Source organism: Nevskia ramosa DSM 11499 (assembly GCF_000420645.1).
GTDB classification, from domain to species: Bacteria; Pseudomonadota; Gammaproteobacteria; order Nevskiales; family Nevskiaceae; genus Nevskia; species Nevskia ramosa.
Genome location: NZ_ATVI01000005.1, coordinates 480958 through 498521 on the forward strand (window position 1 = coordinate 480958; position 17564 = coordinate 498521).

14 protein-coding genes are annotated in these 17564 nt (G+C 64.6%); 6 read left to right on the forward strand and 8 right to left on the reverse strand.

What is annotated here, in order from left to right; translation table 11 throughout:
• The first annotated feature begins 81 nt into the window (after positions 1-81).
• Both G513_RS21080 and G513_RS0102955 read left to right on the forward strand, forming a co-directional pair.
• The gene (locus tag G513_RS21080; protein ID WP_084711317.1) at positions 82-1227 is read left to right on the forward strand and encodes an alpha/beta hydrolase family protein; all 1146 of its coding nucleotides are present in this window, start codon (positions 82-84) and stop codon (positions 1225-1227) included.
• A complete protein-coding gene (locus G513_RS0102955; RefSeq protein ID WP_022975340.1) occupies positions 1224-2018 on the forward strand; it encodes an SDR family oxidoreductase in 795 nt (264 codons plus the stop codon). Before G513_RS21080 ends, G513_RS0102955 begins: the two co-directional genes overlap by 4 nt.
• A 7-nt stretch (positions 2019-2025) precedes the next feature.
• Here G513_RS0102955 and G513_RS0102960 read toward each other — a convergent pair whose 3' ends face one another.
• The 5 genes from G513_RS0102960 to G513_RS0102980 form a co-directional block, all read right to left on the reverse strand.
• Entirely contained in the window at positions 2026-3042 is a 1017-nt protein-coding gene (locus G513_RS0102960; RefSeq protein WP_022975341.1) for a YheT family hydrolase, read from the reverse strand.
• Entirely contained in the window at positions 3039-4199 is a 1161-nt protein-coding gene (dapE, locus tag G513_RS0102965) for a succinyl-diaminopimelate desuccinylase (protein WP_022975342.1), read from the reverse strand. The genes G513_RS0102960 and dapE overlap by 4 nt, the downstream gene beginning before the upstream one ends.
• Before the next feature lie 83 nt (positions 4200-4282).
• Entirely contained in the window at positions 4283-4918 is a 636-nt protein-coding gene (gene upp, locus G513_RS0102970) for a uracil phosphoribosyltransferase (protein WP_028475069.1), read from the reverse strand.
• Positions 4919-4944: 26 nt separating this feature from the next.
• The gene (locus tag G513_RS0102975) at positions 4945-6156 is read right to left on the reverse strand and encodes a URC4/urg3 family protein (protein ID WP_022975344.1); all 1212 of its coding nucleotides are present in this window, start codon (positions 6154-6156) and stop codon (positions 4945-4947) included.
• Positions 6153-7430 carry a GTP cyclohydrolase II gene (locus G513_RS0102980; RefSeq protein ID WP_022975345.1) on the reverse strand — a complete coding sequence of 426 codons (1278 nt, stop codon included), beginning with the start codon at positions 7428-7430 and terminating at the stop codon, positions 6153-6155. The genes G513_RS0102975 and G513_RS0102980 overlap by 4 nt, the downstream gene beginning before the upstream one ends.
• Positions 7431-7897: 467 nt before the next feature.
• On the opposite strand from G513_RS0102980, the gene G513_RS0102985 reads away from it, so the two are divergent.
• Together G513_RS0102985 and G513_RS21085 are read left to right on the forward strand one after the other, a co-directional pair.
• Entirely contained in the window at positions 7898-9661 is a 1764-nt protein-coding gene (locus G513_RS0102985) for a DUF4394 domain-containing protein (protein ID WP_022975346.1), read from the forward strand.
• Positions 9662-9781: 120 nt separating this feature from the next.
• Complete coding sequence (locus G513_RS21085) at positions 9782-10276, forward strand: DUF2721 domain-containing protein (RefSeq protein WP_022975347.1); 495 nt, start codon at positions 9782-9784, stop codon at positions 10274-10276.
• 27 nt (positions 10277-10303) lie between these two features.
• Here G513_RS21085 and dapD read toward each other — a convergent pair whose 3' ends face one another.
• From dapD to map, 3 genes are all read right to left on the reverse strand, one after another.
• Positions 10304-11125, reverse strand: a complete 822-nt coding sequence (gene dapD / locus G513_RS0102995; RefSeq protein WP_022975348.1) for a 2,3,4,5-tetrahydropyridine-2,6-dicarboxylate N-succinyltransferase — start codon at positions 11123-11125, stop codon at positions 10304-10306.
• Positions 11126-11151: 26 nt separating this feature from the next.
• Positions 11152-13842, reverse strand: coding sequence for a [protein-PII] uridylyltransferase (glnD, locus tag G513_RS21090; protein WP_022975349.1), 2691 nt, complete (start codon positions 13840-13842; stop codon positions 11152-11154).
• A gap of 150 nt (positions 13843-13992) precedes the next feature.
• Entirely contained in the window at positions 13993-14778 is a 786-nt protein-coding gene (gene map / locus G513_RS0103005; RefSeq protein ID WP_022975350.1) for a type I methionyl aminopeptidase, read from the reverse strand.
• A gap of 281 nt (positions 14779-15059) precedes the next feature.
• Here map and rpsB point away from each other — a divergent pair, with 281 nt between their 5' ends.
• Entirely contained in the window at positions 15060-15851 is a 792-nt protein-coding gene (gene rpsB / locus G513_RS0103010) for a 30S ribosomal protein S2 (RefSeq protein ID WP_022975351.1), read from the forward strand.
• Positions 15852-16064: 213 nt separating this feature from the next.
• On the forward strand, positions 16065-17105 hold the full coding sequence (tsf, locus tag G513_RS0103020) for a translation elongation factor Ts (protein WP_022975352.1): 1041 nt from the start codon (positions 16065-16067) through the stop codon (positions 17103-17105).
• The last annotated feature ends 459 nt before the right edge of the window (positions 17106-17564 follow it).

A 17564-nucleotide genomic window follows, 5' to 3' on the forward strand; every position in this document is an offset into this window, starting at 1 on the left:
CTGGCTTCCCGAACGAGGGTTGGCCCTTTTGTTGCACTGCACATAACTGCCAGCTTGGGCTGGATCGGCAGGAGTGCAGTGATGAACGGAATCGTGAGGGCAGCAGGCAGGTGGCTTTCGGCGGCGGCGCTGGCTACGGCGGCGCTGCCCTTGGCGGCGCACACCGAGTACGAAGACGACGCGGCGGCGATGGCCACGGCCCGCGTCGAGGAGGAAGTCCGGTTCCGGGGCGCCAGCGACGAAGTGATGCTCGCTGGCACGCTGAGCCGCCCGGCCTATGTCGCACGCGACCTGCCGGTGCCGGCCGTCGTACTGATCCACGGCAGCGGCCCGAACGATCGCGACGAAACGCTGTACGGCCACAAGCCGTTTCGCATGCTGGCCGCGGCGTTCGAATCGGCCGGTTATGCGGTGCTGCGCTACGACAAGCGGGGCGTCGGCGAATCCGGCGGCAATCTTCGCGCGGCGACGTTGGTCGATTACGCAGCCGATGCCGAAGCAGCGTTTGATTACCTGCGCAGCCGTCCGGATATCGACGCCACGCGCATCGGTCTGCTTGGTCACAGCGAAGGCGGCATGATCGCGCCGATGATCGCCGCCCGGCGCAGCGACGTTGCCTGGCTGGTGCTGCTGGCACCGCCGACGGTGCCGGGCCGCGCGATCTCCGAATACCAGAACGTCCAGGGCGCACTCGACCGCGGTGCCAGCGAGCAGGCCGCGCTGGCCGCTGCCGCTGAGGCTGGCCGTTTGTTCGACATCCTGCAGGCCGATCTGCCGACCGAGCAGCGCGATGCCCGCCTGTGTACCGCGCTGCAGCGGATCGGCGAGCAGCGGCAGCTGTCACCGGCTTTCGTAGAAGGGCAGCGGCAGTCGCTCAGCTCGCCGTGGTTCCGCCATATCCTGAGCTATGACCCGGCGCCGGTGCTGGAGAAAATCCGCAAGCCAGCCCTGGTGCTGTTCGGCGCGATGGATCACCAGATCGCGCCGTCACTGAACGAAGGCCCGGCGCGGGCCGCGCTGAAGGGCAATGCGGCCGCCGAGGTACGCGTGCTGCCCGGCGTCAACCACCTGTTCCTGAACACGCACTCTGGTGCAGTATCGGAATATCCCCGGCTCGGCGGCGGCCTGTCGCCGGTCCTGCTCGACACCTTGCAGGACTGGCTGGCCGTCCAGTCACGGAGGGGACCGGACAACTTGATTGCCACCGCTTATTACGAAGCTCCATGACCCAACTGCGCGACACCACCATCTGGATCACCGGCGCTTCGAGCGGCATTGGCGAAGCCTTGGCGCTGAAGGCTGCCGAAAGTGGCGCCAAGCTGGTGCTCAGCGCACGCCGTGAAGCGGAACTGCAGCGAGTGCGCACGGCTTGCGCCGATCCCTCGAAGGTGGCGGTGCTGCCGCTCGATCTGCTGGCGTTCGATGGCGGCGATGCCGTTGCCAAGGCCGAAGCCTGCTTCGGGCCGATCGACGTGCTGGTCAACAACGCCGGCATCTCGCAGCGCAGCCGGTTGGTCGATACCTCGATGGAGGTCTATCGGCAGCTGATGGAACTGGATTTCTTCGCCCCGGTGGCGCTGACCCGCGCGCTGGTGCCGGGCATGCGCACCCGCAAGCGTGGCCACATCGTGATGATCTCGTCGATCGCCGGCCGTATCGGTGCGCCGCAACGCACCGGCTACTCGGCCGCGAAATTCGCACTCGCCGGTTTCACCGAAGCGGCGCGTGCCGAGCTGTGGCGCGACGGCGTCCGGTTCACCGCCGTCTATCCCGGCTATGTGCGCACGCAGATTTCGGTCAACGCCGTGAAGGGCGATGGCCGCGCCAATGGCGTCACCGATCACAACATCGCCGGCGGCATCAGCGCCGAGGATTGCGCGGACGACATCTGGGATGCCGTCGAAACCAATCAGGAAGAAGTGATGATGGGCGGCAAGGAAGTGTTCTACGAACGCCTCAAGCGCTATGCGCCGCAATTGTTCTCGTTCGCGCTGAAGCGCTCGACGCCGAAAGCCTGAGCCGAAGCTACAGCTGCTCCAGCAGCTCCGCGACCCGCCGCTCCGCCCAGCTTTCCAGGCGCAGATTCTCGATGAAGCCGCAGTGGCCGCCGCGTCGTGGCGCGTCGTAGGCGATCACCGAACCACGCGCGCCGAGGCCGTCGAAATCGCGGATCGGGATCACCGTGTCGTCCTGCGCGGTCAGCACCGCGAGCGGCGAGGCGGCACCCATCAGCATCGGCGGCGTCAGCGTGTAGGTGGCGAGGTAGTCGTCCAGCGTGTCGTACTCGGTGTGCTCGACGACGAAGCGGCGGGTGATGCCGACGAAGCTGTCGATACGCTTCAGCTCGCTGAAATCGTAGCGGCCGGGCCAAGCTTCGGCCTTGGCGTCGAGCGTCTTGCGCCACTTGTCGAGGAAGTAGCGCTTGAACACGGTCGGGCCGTTGTCGATCGCCAGCAGGGTGGCGCCCGGATCGATCGACGGCGAGATGCCGATCGACAGCTGCGGCACGATGCCGGCGGCCGGGCCGAGCAGGCCGACTCTCAAGGCGAAGTTGCCGCCCAGCGAGAAGCCGATGACCGCCAGCTTCTCGGCGCCGTCGATCGCCTGGATCGCACGCACCGCGTTCAGCACTTCATCGATGCGCGCCGAGTGGAACATCCGCTCGTTCAGGCCGTGCGTGCCGGCGTGGTCGCGCAGGTTCAGGCGGAACACGTTCCAGCCGGCTTCGAAGACACGCGCGGCCATCGAATACAGGTAAGCCGATTCGTGGCTGCCTTCCCAGCCGTGGATCAGCACCACCAAGCCGCGTGATTCGCGATCGGCAGGCTGGCGCGAATGCATGCCGGTGAGGCGCACCTGCTGGCCGGATTCGTCGACGCCGCAGTCGAGCAGATGCTGCATCGCGCCTTCGTGCATGCCGTTGCCGCGCTTCTGCCAGCGCTTGATCACCGGCCGCTTGCCGGCGAGCACGGTCTGGATCAGCTGCGGCGCCAGCAACAGGCTCGGGCGGAACAGGCCGACGACCGACGATTCGCTGCTCATGACGATGCCCCGGCCGTGCCGAGCAGCCGCGCCAGCGTGCCTTCGTAGACGGCGCTCAAGGCATCGAGATCGACGACGCGAACGTGCTCATCGACCTTGTGGATCGAATCGTTGACCGGACCGATCTCGACCACTTCGGTGCCCATCGGTGCGATGAAGCGCGCATCCGAAGTGCCGCCGCCGGTGAACAGCAGCGGCGTCAGGCCGGTGACGGCACGAATGCTGTCTTTAGCAGCTGCGATCAAGGCGCCCTGGCGAGTCAGGAACGGCAGGCCGCTGAGCCACCAGCTGGCTTCGTAGCGCAGGCCGTGGCGATCGAGCACTTCGTGGACTCGCGCTTTCAGGCTGTCGGCGGTCGATTCGGTGCAGTAGCGGAAATTGAAGATCAGCTCGGCGGTACCGGGAATGACATTGGTCGCGCCGGTGCCGGAATGGATGTTCGAGATCTGGAACGAGGTTGGCGGAAAGTGGGCATTGCCGGCGTCCCATTCGATCGACACCAGCTCGGCCAGCGCCGGCGCCAGGCGATGGATAGGGTTGTCGGCCTTCAGCGGATAGGCGACGTGGCCCTGCTTGCCGAACACGGTCAGGTTGCAGCCCAGCGAGCCGCGCCGGCCGATGGTGATGCGATCGCCGAACTGGGTGTCACCGGTGGCTTCGCCGACGATGGCGTAGTCCGGCTTGATGCCGCGCGACTTCAGCACTTCGACGACGTGCTTGGTGCCGTGATGGGCCAGGCCTTCCTCGTCGCTGGTGATCAGGAAGGCGATGGTGCCGCTGACGCTGCCCTGGGCCAGCAGCCGCTCGACGGCGCAAACCATCGCGGCGAGGCCGCTCTTCATGTCCGCCGCACCACGGCCGTAGAGCACGCCGTCGCGGATTTCCGGCACGAACGGGTCGCTGGCCCAGGCCGCGATCGGGCCCGGCGGCACGACGTCGGTGTGGCCGGCGAGCACGAACAGCGGCGCGCCTGCGCCATAAGTCGCCCACAGGTTGGTGATGCCTTCAGCGTTGATCCATTCGATCGTGAAACCGAGCGCGGCAAGACGTTCGGCGATCAGCGCGCAGCAGCCGGCGTCATCGGGCGTCAGCGAGCGGCGGGCGATCAGCGCGCGGGTCAGTTCCAGCACCGCGGAGGTGCGAAGGTCATCAGCCATGTGAGCGGCAAGGGCGAAAATGTGGACCGGTAATTCTACCGCGATGCAACATCGTGACTCGGGCCATGGGTGCGGCTTGGCGACTACTTGGTGCCAAAGATCCGATCGCCGGCATCGCCCAGCCCCGGCACGATGTAGCCATGCTCGTTCAGGCCCTGATCGATCGCCGCGGTGTAGACCGGCACGTCCGGATGCTGGCTGTGAAAGTTCGCCAGGCCTTCCGGGCAGGTCAGCAGGCAGACGAAGCGAATCGAGCGCGGGTGGGTTTCCTTCAGGCGGTCGACGGCGGCGACCGCCGAATTGCCAGTCGCCAGCATCGGATCGAGCACGATCGCATCGCGATTGCGCATGCCGGACGGCATCTTGAAGTAGTACTCGATGGCGCCGAGCGTCTTCGGATCGCGGTACAGGCCGATATGGCCGACGCGCGCGCCGGGAATGACGCTGCGCATGCCGGCGAGGATGCCGAGGCCGGCGCGCAGGATCGGCACCAGGACGATTTTCTTGCCGTCGATCAGCTTCGAAGTCATCGAACAGATCGGCGTTTCGATCTCCACTTCGTGCATCGGCATGTCGCGGGTGACCTCGTAGGCCATCAAGGTCGACAGTTCGTCGAGCAGCCGCGTGAAGCTGTTGACGCTGGCGCTCTTCTTCCGCATCAGGGTCAGCTTGTGCTGGACCAGCGGGTGGTCGATCAGGTGGACGGTGCCTGCGGTCATCGGCTTCATTCCTAAGGTTTTGGGAGTCAGAACACGGTGCCGTCGCTGACGATGTTCAGCGGCGGCAAGCCGCCCCGCAGTTCTGCGGCATACGCGCGGCCAGCGGCCCAGGTGCCGCCTTCGAGGATGCAGGCCAGCGGCAGTTCATCGGCGCTGCGCTTGAGCAGCGCGCGGACCCGGTCGGCGATCACATCGATCAGGTTCACGGTCAGCGCCCGCCATTCGACGATCAGCGCGTCGCCGGCAGTCCATTGCCGAGTCGCGAACGCCGGATCGCGCAGCACGATCACGCCGGCATCGATCAGCAGGCCGCCGTTGCGGTACTCGGGCAGGCCGGTCAGCGCATCGCGGCCGGCTATGGTGATGCCGGCCCATTCGAACGGCTCGAACAGCGAATAGACCAGCCACTGGCTGAGCTTGTGGAACGGCATCCAGCCTGTGCTGGCACCGTCGCCGCCTGCGAGCGGATGCGGCCAGGCGTCGCCGAGCGCTACGCCATCGAGCGCATTGCCGGCCAGCCAGATGTCGCTGGTGTGGTCGAGCAGCGCACGCAGCAAGGCTGCGACTTCGATCTCGCGCTTCACGCCGTGATCGGTCAGCAGATCGAACAGGCCACCGGGACGGGCGTCGACACCGAAGGCTTGCGGCCGTTCGATCAGCGTCTGGCCGAAGCGTCTCAGCAATTCGGCGCGGCCATCGAGGCCGACCAGCGGGTTGCTGTCGCGGACCTGGAACAGGTTGCCGAGTCGCGCGGCATCGAGCCTCAGCAGCGCCTTGCCGTCGACCTGCAGCGGCTGCGCCGGATCGGACGAAAACGCACCCGCCATGAATGCCCGGAAGCTGGCCACACCGAGACCTTCCGAGCGACCGTAATCGCGGCCACCATCGCAGTACTGCCATTGCGCGCCGGCACCGGCATCGAGCAGCACGCTGACGATGGCCAGATCGATCCTTACGCGGGCTTGCGCGGCGGCATCGAGCCTGGTCATCGCCGCCGTGAGTTCTGCTGCACGATCGACGCCGCCAGCTTCGAAGTGCCGCCAGCGGCTGTGGTACGGAATCGCCAAGGTCGGATAGCGGGCGAGGGTGACTTCGACGACCTTCTTGGCGGCGGTTTCGATCCGCGATTCATCGACAAACCACCAGTCCGACCTGCCGGCCACGACTGCAGCGGTGATGTTGCCGGCGCGGGCGCGGATCGTTACCGGATCGCGCAGGGTCGCAACCGCTGGGTTCACAGTGCCCGGCCCTTGACGTCGATCAGCTTGTCGGCGGCGATCACCACACCGTCGGTGAAATAGCCGGCGGCCATCTTCGCTTCGATCTCGACTCGGGCATCGGCCGGAATCAGCTCGTCCGGCAGCTTCACTCTCTCATCGACCTTGATGCCGGCGCCGACGATGGCGTCGTATTTCATGTTGCTCATCGACACCAGGCGATGGATGCGCTGTACGCCGAACCAGTGCAGCACGTCGGGCATCAGCTCCTGGAAGCGCATGTCCTGCACGCCGGCGACGCATTCGGTGCGCAGGAAGTATTTGTCGGCGCTGTCGCCGCCGATCTGTCTCTTGCGGGCGTTGTAGACCAGGAACTTGGTGACTTCGCCGAGCGCGCGGCCTTCCTTGCGCGAGTAGACGATCAGGCCGACGCCGTTCAGCCCGCCGTGCGAAACCGGCTGGGCGCCCTTGATGCATTCCTCGATTGCGTGGGTCAGATACGGCCGGCAGGTGCAGATGTCGGAGCCGAACACGTCAGAGCCATTGCACTCGTCGTGGATTCGGCAGGACAGGCTCACGTCCGGGTTCGCCAGCGAGGTCGGGTCGCCGAAGATGTAGGCGGTCTGGCCGCCGATCGGCGGCAGGAATACTTCGAGATCGGAGCGGGTCACCAGCTCCGGATACATGCCGCCGGTTTCCTCGAACAGCGCGCGACGCAGCGCGTTTTCCTCGACACCAAAACGTTTGGCGACACCGGGCAGCCACCAGACCGGTTCCAGCGCCACCTTGGTGACCACCGCCGAGCCGTCGTCGAGCAGGATCTTGCCATCGGGCTTGAGCCGGCCGGCGACGATCGCTTCGCGAATCTCCGGCAGATCGATATGCGCCTTGGTCACCGCGATCGTCGGCCGCAGATCGAAGCCCTGCTCGATCTGCGCGCGATAGACATCCGCGACGATCGCGCCGAACGGATCGAGCGAGACGATGCGCTCGGCGCCGAACCAGGATGGGTAGGGGCCGATGATGTCGGTCGGCAAGGTATTGGTCAGATCGGCGCGATGGCCTTTCGGCAGCGCTTTCGCGGCCACCGCCAAGGCGCGGTAGACGCCGTAGGAACCGGAATGCGAGCCGATGACGTTGCGCTGCAGGCGATTGGTGGTAGTGCCGACCAGCGGCCCGCGCTCCAGCGGATCGGCCGCGCCCCAGTGGATGGTCAGCAACTCGGTATCGGCGACCGGCGGGTGCGAAGTCAGGCGGATGTGGCGAGCCTTCTCTGATCCTGGTTCGGCGGTCATCGGCACTCCTGTCTGGGTAATGCGGTCGTGTGCGCTGAAGGATCATTGGTGAAGCGCGACTCGAGTGTCGCAGGCGAGCAGCTTCCGTGCCGTTGCCGTCTTCGAATTGCAGAAACTGCCGGGATTCTTTCGTCGTGCGATGAAGTCTGGAGACGCCATCACGCTGTTGTTCGCTGTCTGTCGGCCGGCGATAAGTTGCTTTTCACCGGTGTCGCATGGTTGAAACCAATGCCAAACGTTCAAAAAGCAGTGAAAGCCGAAGATAATCCGATTGGCGATTACGTTAGTTCGTAAGTTTCTTGTAGAAAATTAATACCAATCAAAGTTGTGGGCTTCCTAATTGCTAAGTAACTGGATCGGCGATCCGATCCACAAACTAGAACTACAGGAACAGCGGCATTGTCCATGCCGCCAATCTGCCTGACCCGTTTCCAGAAAAATAAGCTGAACAGCACAGGAATGAATGAATGAATGCATCGATAAACGCCGCGCGCGGCTATCCGCGTCGGAACCGCAGCGCGCTCGCAGGAGCCTTGTTGGCGATTGCGGCGCTGACCATGGCCGGTTGTGCGGACCAGTTCGATAGCGTTGCAACGCCCGTGGATCCGGGCACCCCACCGATCGATCCGGGCACGCCGCCCGTTGATCCGGTGGCGACGGTGTTCGGTATTCGCGGAGGTGCGGAACTGGTCCGCTTCAGCCCGGATAGTCCGGCGACCGTCACCAGCATCGGCGCCATCAGCGGCCTCGGCGCTGGCGAAACGATTCTGGGCATCGATTTCCGGCCCGCCGACGGCAATCTGTATGCAGTCACCAGCGCTGGCCGCGTGTTGACCGTCGATCCGGCAACCGGCATCGCGTCATCGATCCAGCCGATCACTGGCGATGGCACGGCACTCACCGCACTGCGTTACGGCATCGATTTCAATCCGGTCGCCAATGCCCTGCGGATCATCGGTGACGATGGCCTGAATCTGCGGGTGCCGACCGCCGCATTGGTATCGCCGGCTCCGGCCGTGCCGGTCGCCGCGATCGTCGATGGCCGCATGGGTTATCTGCGCGGCGTCACCGCTGCGGCCTACACGAATCCGGAGAGCGGCTCGAGCACCACCTTGTTCGTGATCGAAGCCGACACCGACACCGTGTACACGCAGGACGCCAATGTCGGGCGGCTGACGCGGGTCGGCAGCCTCGGTGTCGATGCTGTCGCCGTCAACGGTTACGACATCTACCAATCCGGTGTGTCGAACGAGCATTACGCGCTGCTGACCACGGCCGCGGGCAGTGCCATCTACAAGATCAATCCTCTGACCGGCGCCGCGACGCTGTTCTCGCAGCCCCTGCCGGCGGCCGATTACCGCAGCTTGGTCGTGGTCAACGATGATCGCCTGGATGAGCCCGGCACTCGCGCGTTTGCCTTGCTGGTGCGGACGCCGTCAGGCGATGTGGTCGTCGGCTTCAGGCTGGATGCGCTGACCGGCGTAGTGACCGCCGGGCCGGTCACCTTGCCGGTCAACGGGCTGGCCGATGGCGAGCATCTGGTCGGCATCTCCGAGCGCACCGCGTCGACGGTTGGCTTCATCGGCGGCGGCGGCTACGGAGTGTCGGATCAGAACCGGGTTCTGGCATTACCGATCCAGAACGCCCAGAACGGCTTCGCCACGGCGACCGTCAATGCTCAGCCGATCGGCACGCTGAGCACGCCGCTGGCAGGCTCCCGCTTCGGTATCGATTTCAATCCGCGCGCCGACCTGCTGCGCATCGTCGGCGACACTGGCCAGAACCTGAGAGTCAACGTGGAAGAAGGCCGGGTGATCGCCGATGCGCCGCGCGCCGCCGCGTTCGCCTTCGTCGATGGCACCACGCGCACCGTCGAGCCGGCGCCGCAGATCGTCGCCACGGCCTATCGGGCAGCTCCGATCGGCGGCACCTTCCAGTACGCCATCGATGCCTCGAACAGCTCGCTGGTGCGAGTGGCGGTGCCCAATGATGGCGCGCTGGTCGTGGTCGGTCCGCTGGGCGTGAGCCTGCCGGCCTCGGCTCCTGGTGCTGCCGAGCAGAGTCTGGATATCGCCGGTACGGCAGACCAGTTCGTGTTCGCCACGCTGCGCACCACGGGCAGCCCGCTGTCGACGCTTTACCGGATCGACCTCGACACCGGTGCCGCCACTGCCATCGGTCCGATCGGCAACAGCGGCGCGGTGAACGCGATCAGTTCGCGCGTGCAGTAAGCCGTCGGATCGAGGTCAGAAGACAACGGGCTGGTCTTTCCGGACCGGCCCTTTTTCATGGCGCCGGCCAATCGATGGCATTCACGGCGATAATCTCGACAGACCCTAGGACGCCGCCCGATGGACCCAGATTCCCAGATCACGTCGATTGCCCACGTCATCCAGCTGGCGGTGGCACCCGTGTTCCTGTTGGCCGGTGTTGCCGCCTTCACCGGCGTGATCTCGAACCGGCTCGGGCGCATCGTCGATCGGGCGCGGCACCTGGAATCGCAGGTCCGCGGTGCTTCGATCGTCCGGGCCGACGGGATCCGTGCGGCACTGAAGAATCTGGCCAAGCGCGCCCGGCTGGCGAACCGGGCGATGACCTTGTGCGTGTCCTGCGCAGTGATGATCTGCAGCGACATCGTCGTGCTGTTCATCAGCACCTTGACCGGCGTCGGGCTCAGCGGCGTGGTGGCGACGGTGTTCGTGTTCGCGATGCTGCTACTGATCGCCGGGCTGCTGCACTTCCTGCGCGAGGTCTATCTGGCCACCCGCTTCCTGCGCATCGGCGGGCCGGACAGCCAACCCGATGCGCAGGCGATTGAAACGCCGCCGCCTCCGCCGCCTGCCTGAGCCGGACGGCGACTCGGCGACCCCAACTTAAAGGTCGCGAAGCAGCGCGTTGATGCCGACCTTCGAGCGCGTCTGGGCGTCGACGGTCTTGACGATCACCGCACAATTGATGCTGTAGCGACCGTTTTCCCGGGGCAGCGAACCGGCGACCACCACCGAGCCGGCCGGCACGCGGCCATAGCTGACGGTGTTCTTCTCGCGATCGAAGATCGGCGTCGACTGGCCGATGAACACGCCCATCGAGATCACGGCACCCTTCTCGACGATCACGCCTTCAACGATTTCCGAACGAGCGCCGATGAAGCAGTCGTCCTCGATGATCGTCGGCGCTGCCTGCAGCGGTTCGAGCACGCCGCCGATGCCAACGCCGCCGGACAGATGGACGTTGGCGCCGATCTGCGCGCAGGAGCCGACCGTGGCCCAGGTGTCGACCATCGTGCCCTTGCCGACATAGCCGCCGATGTTGACGAAGCTCGGCATCAGGATCGCGCCCGGTGCGATATAGGCGCCACGGCGTACCGAGGCCGGCGGCACGATGCGCGCGCCCTGCGCCTTGAAGCGTTCGGCAGTCCAGCCGGCGTACTTCAGCGGCACCTTGTCGTAGCCCATCAAGGGGCCCATTTCCATCGGCGCGTTGTCGTGCAGGCGGAAGTACAGCAGCACGGCTTTCTTCAGCCAGTCGTTGACCTGCCAGCCAGCGTCAACAGGTTCGGCGACGCGGGCCGCACCCGAGTCCAGCAGTTCGATCGCGGCTTCGACGGCAGCGGCGACAGCGGTGTTCGAGGCATCCAGCGTGGCGCGATCTTCCCAGGCGCTCTCGACGATCGCCTTCAATTCTTGATTGTTCAAGCAGTCTCTCGGTTGTTACGTTTGTTTTATTTGTGGGTGCTTTCGGCGCTGTTCAGCGTGCGGGTCAGCACTTCGCGCAGTTCGTCCAGCACCTTCTCGTTGGTGATCGGCTGATGCTGCCGATCGGTGATGTAGAACACGTCCTCGGCACGTTCGCCGATGGTCGCGATCTTGGCGGCATCGAGCAGGAAGCCGCGCTTGTGGAACACACGGCCGATCAGCGACAGCAGGCCTGGCTGGTCGGCGCTCACCAGTTCCAGCATGGTCCGGCCGTGAGCGGTGTCCTGGCTGAAATGAATGTTGGTCGGGGTGTCGAAGTGGCGCAGACGCGTGGCGCGACGGCGATTGACATCGACGACCGAGATCGACGGATCCGCCAGCACCTTGCGCAGCGCGCCGCCGATTTCCTCGAAGCGATGAGCGTTTTCGATCGGCGTGCCGTCGCCCTCCATGACCACGAAGGAATCGAGCGCGTAGCCGTCGGCCGTGGTGTTGATGCGGGCGTCGAGAATGTTCAGGCCCAGCTTGGCGAGCACGCCGGTCGACAGGCCGAACAGGTGATCGCGATCGCGCATGTAGACGAACACCGTGGTGCCGCGGCCATCCAAGGTGCGGACCAGGATCAGCGGCAGCTGATCCTCGGTGGTGTTGGCGATCGCGGCCAGATGCCAGACCAGTTCGGCCGGGGAGTGGCGCAGGAAATAGTCTGGCGTGAAGCGGCCCCAGATGCGATCGGTCAGCGCGCCGTCGACATCGCCCGCCCCCGGCAGTGCATAGGCCGTGCGCCGCTGTTCAGCGACCTTTTCGGCGATCGTCATCGGGTTGTCGAGCCCGCGCTCCAGCGCCCGGCCGGCGCTGTGATACAGCTCGCGCAGCAGGCTTTCGCGCCAGGAATTCCACAGCGCTGGATTGGTCGCGCGGATGTCGGAGACGGTCAGCACCAGCAGGTAGTCGAGGCGGCTGCGGTTGCCGACCTTGGTGGCGAACGCGGTGACGATTTCCGGGTTGGAGATGTCCTGACGCTGCGCAGTCAACGACATCAGCAGATGGTTGCGGACCAGCCAGCAGACCAGGTCGGCATCGGCATGGGACAGGCCGTGGGCGAGGCAGAATTTCTCTGCTTCCACCGCGCCGGCTTCCGAGTGATCGCCACCGGAACCCTTGCCGAGATCGTGATAGAGACCGGCGACGTAGAGCAGATCCGGACGGGCAATGCGGCTCATCACGTCGCTGAAGAACGGCAGCTCGTGATGGAACTGCGCCATGTTCAGGCGGCGCAGATTGCGCACCAGGCGCAGCGTGTGTTCGTCGACGGTCAGCGTGTGGAACAGGTCGTACTGCATGTGGCCGATGATCTGGCCGAATACCGGCAGATAGCGGCCGAGCACGCCGTAGCGATTCATCCGTCGCAGCGCGCGAGTCAGCCCAGGGCCTTGCTGGAACATGCCGATGAACAGGCTGCGGCTGCGCAATTCGCCACGCACGCTGTCGTCGATCAGCCTGCGATCGCGGCGAATCAGCCGCAAAGTATTGGTGGTGATGCCTTCGATCTTCGGATGCAGCTGCATCAGCGCGAACACTTCGATCAGCGCCGACGGCGACTTTTGGAACACGTCGTCGGCCCGGGCTTCGATGTAGCTGCCGCGCAGCTGGAAGCGCGAGTTGAGCGGCTTGGCTTCGAGATCCTGGCCCTTGCCGAGGATCGCTTCCTCGAATAGCTGCAGCAGCATGTCGTTCAGGCAGCTCAGACTTTTGATCGTCCGGTAGTACAGCTGCATGAACTGTTCGACGGCGCGGTTGCGGTCCGGGTCCTCGTAGCCGAACAAGGTGGCGATCTTGTTCTGGTGATCGAACAGCAGCCGGTCTTCGTGGCGGCCAGTGATCATATGCAGCGCGAAGCGCACCCGCCAGAGGAAATCCTGGCCGGCGAACAGTTCGTCGCATTCGGTCTTGGTCAGGAAACCGCGCTCGCGCAGTTCGCCGAGACTTGATGCGCCGAAATGCCGCTTGGCTACCCAGGCCACGGTGTGGATGTCACGCAGACCGCCAGGGCTTTCCTTGACATTCGGCTCCAGCTTGTAGGCGCTGTCGTCGTACTTCGCGTGACGAGCCTGCTGCTCGGCAACCTTGGCGCGGAAGAAGGCATCGACCGGCCACATGTGCTCGGGCCGCATCGCGTCCTGAAGCGCCGCGAACAGGCTCAGATCGCCGATCAGCGGCCGGGCTTCGGTCAGATTGGTGATGACGGTGACATCGCTGGCCGCCAGTTCGGCGCACTGGTGCACGCTGCGCACGGCCGAGCCGACATCGAGGCCGATGTCCCACAGGAAGGCGAAGAAGTTTTCCAGCTGCGACTTCGAAGCTTCCAGCGAGGCCTCGTCGAACAGCACCAGCAGATCGATATCCGAATGTGGCAGCAGTTCGCCGCGGCCGTAACCGCCGACGGCCATCAGCGCCAGACCGCTAGAGGATTGCGGCAGGAACTGTGTCCAGGCTTCGCGCAGCACTTCGTCGACCAGGTGGGCGCGGGCGTGGACCAGCGAATCGGCCGGTGTGCCTTCATGGAACAGACCGACCAGCCGCTCGCGACCCCAGGCCAGGGTTTCCCGGAACGCGGTGATCGGCTTGCCGCCATCGGCGCGCAAACGGTTGCGGACACGGCGCGCGGAGAAGACGGCGATGCTTTCGTCTTCGTTCAGCTCGATTTCAGCGCCCATGAAACAGTGTCCAGTGATGAGTGGCCAGTGGCCCGCGGCCCTTGGAATCAGAGCATTCTGCGGATCGCAGGTGATTCCTGCTTGAAGAGCGGAAGGCGCGTGCTGCGCGATCTCTGACGGCTGACCACGGGTCAATGACCACAGCCGTCCTCAAGCGACCTCCCCTTCGCGCAGGGTCAGGATTTCGTAGCCGGTTTCGGTGACCAGGATCGTGTGTTCCCACTGCGCCGACAGCGAATGGTCCTTGGTGACCACGGTCCAGCCATCCGGCAGCAGCCTGACTTCGGCCTTGCCGGCGTTGAGCATCGGTTCGATCGTGAAGGTCATGCCCGGCACCAGTTCCATGCCGGTGCCGACGCGTCCGTAGTGAACCACCTGCGGGTCTTCATGGAAGATCCGGCCGATGCCGTGGCCGCAGTAGTCGCGGACGATCGAATAACCGCGCGATTCGGCGATCGTCTGGATCGCCGCGCCGATATCGCCGAGACGCGCGCCCGGCTTGACCTTGCGGATGCCGGCCAGCATCGCTTCCCGCGTGGTTTCGGTCAGCCGCTTGGCGAGGATGGTCGGCTCGCCGATGTAGAACATCTGGCTGGTGTCGCCGTGCCAGCCGTCGATGATCACGGTGACGTCGATATTCAGCGCGTCGCCGCGCTTCAGTGCCTTGTTCGCGGGAATGCCGTGGCAGACAACATGATTAAGCGAGGTGCACACCGACTTCGGAAACGGCATCCGGCCGTGGCCGCCGCCGTAGCCGAGCGGGGCGGGGATGCCCTTCAGTTCGTTGACGATGTAGTCGTGGCAGAGCTTGTCGAGCGCCTCGGTGGTCACGCCGGCCTTCACATGCGGCGCGATCATGGTCAGCACGGAGGCTGCGGCCCGGCCGGCGGCGCGCATGCCGTCGCGCTCTTCCGGATTCTTGATGGTTACCGACATGTAGGGTTTCGTGCCTGCTGCTGGGGGAGATGCGGCGGTCGCCGCGCGCTGTCCGGGTGAGGCCCCGAGGGGCGGGTGGTCAGCGTCGAGCGGCGTATGGTATAAAGCGCGCCGCCGCAAGGCAATGCAACCATCGCGCCGTCTTTTCAAAGGCTTGGTGGGGGCAGGCAGCAAGAAACCATCCGCGCTCGTCCCTGGGTGTTCTGAACGCTCGTCAAACAATCTGACGAAGCCGAAGGATTCCTCGATGCGCGGTCAGCCCAACCCAAGGAGATTGCACCATGTCGTCGATTACCATGCGTCAGCTGCTGGAAGCGGGCGTCCATTTCGGACACCGCACCCGCTACTGGAACCCGAAGATGGAGTCCTACATCTTCGGCGACCGCAACAAGATTCACATCATCAACCTCGAGAACACGCTGCCGCTGCTCAAGGACGCCTGCAACTTTGCCGGCAAGCTGGCCGCCAACGGTGGCCGCATCCTGTTCGTCGGCACCAAGCGCGCCGCCCGCGACGCGATCCGTGACGAAGCCGTGCGTTCGGCCATGCCGCATGTCAGCCAGCGCTGGCTCGGCGGCACGCTGACCAACTTCAAGACCATCAAGGGCTCGATCAAGCGCCTGCACGAGATGGAAAAGCAGGTCACCGACGGCACCATCGGTCGCCTGTCGAAGAAGGAACAGCTGCTGTTCACCCGCGAGCTGGAAAAGCTGCAGCGCTCGCTGGGCGGCATCAAGGACATGCCGGCACTGCCGGATGCCCTGTTCATCATCGACACCGGCTACGAAAAGATCGCCGTCTCGGAAGCCAAGAAGCTCGGCATTCCGATCATTGCCGTCGTCGACACCAACAACAACCCGGACGGTATCGACTGCGTGATCCCGGGTAACGACGACGCCATCCGCGCGATCAAGGTCTACGCCCAGTGCATCGCTGACGCGATCATCGAAGGCCGTGGCACCAACACCGTCAATGTCCGTGCCGAAGAATTCACGACCGGCAGCGACGACGCAGCACCGGCCCGTCCGCGCCGTCCGCGCACCGGCAAGCCGGCTGGCCGCGCCGAGGCCTGAAGCATCGCCGGCGGCGGATGAGTTGCTCATCCGTCGCCGCTGTCTTCAAGAAGGATCGGCTCGAGGCGGCGCGACAGCGCCGTTTCGCGTTCCGGGGCCAGCTTCAAGCCCGTCCCGGCCTTCGCCGGCCGATCGATGCATCGACACAATCAATCCGTAAGGTCCGCTTTTCCGACCCTACGTCCCCCACATTCGAATCAAGGTTGAACGGATATGAGCACTCCCATCACTGCGGCCCTCGTCAAGGAACTGCGCGACCGTACCGGCGCCGGCATGAGCGACTGCAAGAAAGCACTGGAAGCCACCGGCGGCAATGTCGATGCGGCCGCTGAAAAGCTGCGCGTCGACGGCATGGCCAAGGCCGACAAGAAGGGCAGCCGCACTGCTGCCGAAGGCGTGATCTCGATCGCCGTCGGCGCCGATGCGATTGCCCTGGTCGAAACCAACAGCGAAACCGATTTCGTCTCCAAGGGCGACGATTTCAAGGCGCTCGGCGATGCCGCTGCCAAGGCCGCACTGGTGGCCCGTCCGGCCTCGCTGGCCGAACTGCTGGCACTGAAGAACGAAGCCGGCCAGACCATCGAAGAAATGCGTCGCGGTCTGGTTGCGACGATCGGCGAGAACATCACCGTGCGTCGCTTCGAAGTCGTCGCCAAGGCTGCCGGCGCGATCAACTACTACATGCACGGCACCAAGATCGGTGTGGTCGTGGCGCTCAGCGCCGGTGACGAAGAACTGGCTCGCGACATCGCCATGCACATCGCCGCCAGCCAGCCGCGCTTCCTCGACACCACGCAGATTCCGGCAGACGTGATCGAAGCCGAAAAGCGGGTCATCGAAGCGACGATGGCGCAGGAACAGGCGGAAGCGCAGGCCGATTCCGATCGTTTCGGCGGCTTCCTCAAGGAAATGGACGCCGAGAAGACCAACGGCACCTACGAAGCCCTCGACGCCGAAGGCAAGAAGAACTGGGACGACGAGTACGCCGGCGTCAAGAAGAAGTTTGGCGGTGGTTACCGGCCGAAGCCGGCGGACATCCTCGCCAAGATGGGCGAAGGCAAGATCCGCAAGTTCGTCAACGACATCACGCTGATGGGCCAGCCGTTCGTCAAGAACCCGGACGAAACCGTCGAAAAGCTCCTGAAGTCGAAGAACGCGGGCGTCGCCAGTTTCGTGCGTCTGGCGGTCGGCGAAGGCATCGAGAAGAAAACCCTTGATTTCGCCGCTGAAGTGGCGGCTGCCAGCCAGGTCTGAGGCATAGGGTCTGTTGCCATTGTTTTGATCGCTGCGGCGGAGGTCGTTTTTGCCCAGTGCAACGAAAGAGGAGCGGGCAATGGCCGACCCATTGACGCGACGAGAGAGGCAGCAATGGGCCCAGTAAACTTTATTGGCGATCCCGCCCCGAAGGGTTGCGGCCGAAAAGCCGCCGGGACTTCGTTGCGAACCTTGACCATAGGTAAGCTATGGCCTGCGGTTCGCGCCTCGCCCGGCGGCTTTTTGACTCGTAACGCAGCGACCAAAGCAATGCCAACAGACCCTAAGTCAGGGCCTGATTTTCAGGTTAAAGTATTGTCATCTGAGGCCCCGGAAACGGGGCCTTTTGGTAACTGTCCTTTAAGTAACGGTCATTTAAACTGGTCCTTCTTTTGGTTTCGCGGCTCGTTTGTCACTGCAAATGCCTGAATTCTTCTGCGGCATGCTGATGGCTGGCCC

Coding starts and splice junctions, on each gene's coding strand:
- G513_RS21080 (WP_084711317.1), top strand. CDS start 82: ATGAACGGAATCGTGAGGGCAGCAGGCAGGTGGCTTTCGGCGGCGGCG.
- G513_RS0102955 (WP_022975340.1), top strand. CDS start 1,224: ATGACCCAACTGCGCGACACCACCATCTGGATCACCGGCGCTTCGAGC.
- G513_RS0102960 (WP_022975341.1), bottom strand. CDS start 3,042: ATGAGCAGCGAATCGTCGGTCGTCGGCCTGTTCCGCCCGAGCCTGTTG.
- dapE (WP_022975342.1), bottom strand. CDS start 4,199: ATGGCTGATGACCTTCGCACCTCCGCGGTGCTGGAACTGACCCGCGCG.
- upp (WP_028475069.1), bottom strand. CDS start 4,918: ATGACCGCAGGCACCGTCCACCTGATCGACCACCCGCTGGTCCAGCAC.
- G513_RS0102980 (WP_022975345.1), bottom strand. CDS start 7,430: ATGACCGCCGAACCAGGATCAGAGAAGGCTCGCCACATCCGCCTGACT.
- G513_RS0102985 (WP_022975346.1), top strand. CDS start 7,898: ATGAATGCATCGATAAACGCCGCGCGCGGCTATCCGCGTCGGAACCGC.
- G513_RS21085 (WP_022975347.1), top strand. CDS start 9,782: ATGGACCCAGATTCCCAGATCACGTCGATTGCCCACGTCATCCAGCTG.
- glnD (WP_022975349.1), bottom strand. CDS start 13,842: ATGGGCGCTGAAATCGAGCTGAACGAAGACGAAAGCATCGCCGTCTTC.
- map (WP_022975350.1), bottom strand. CDS start 14,778: ATGTCGGTAACCATCAAGAATCCGGAAGAGCGCGACGGCATGCGCGCC.
- rpsB (WP_022975351.1), top strand. CDS start 15,060: ATGTCGTCGATTACCATGCGTCAGCTGCTGGAAGCGGGCGTCCATTTC.
- tsf (WP_022975352.1), top strand. CDS start 16,065: ATGAGCACTCCCATCACTGCGGCCCTCGTCAAGGAACTGCGCGACCGT.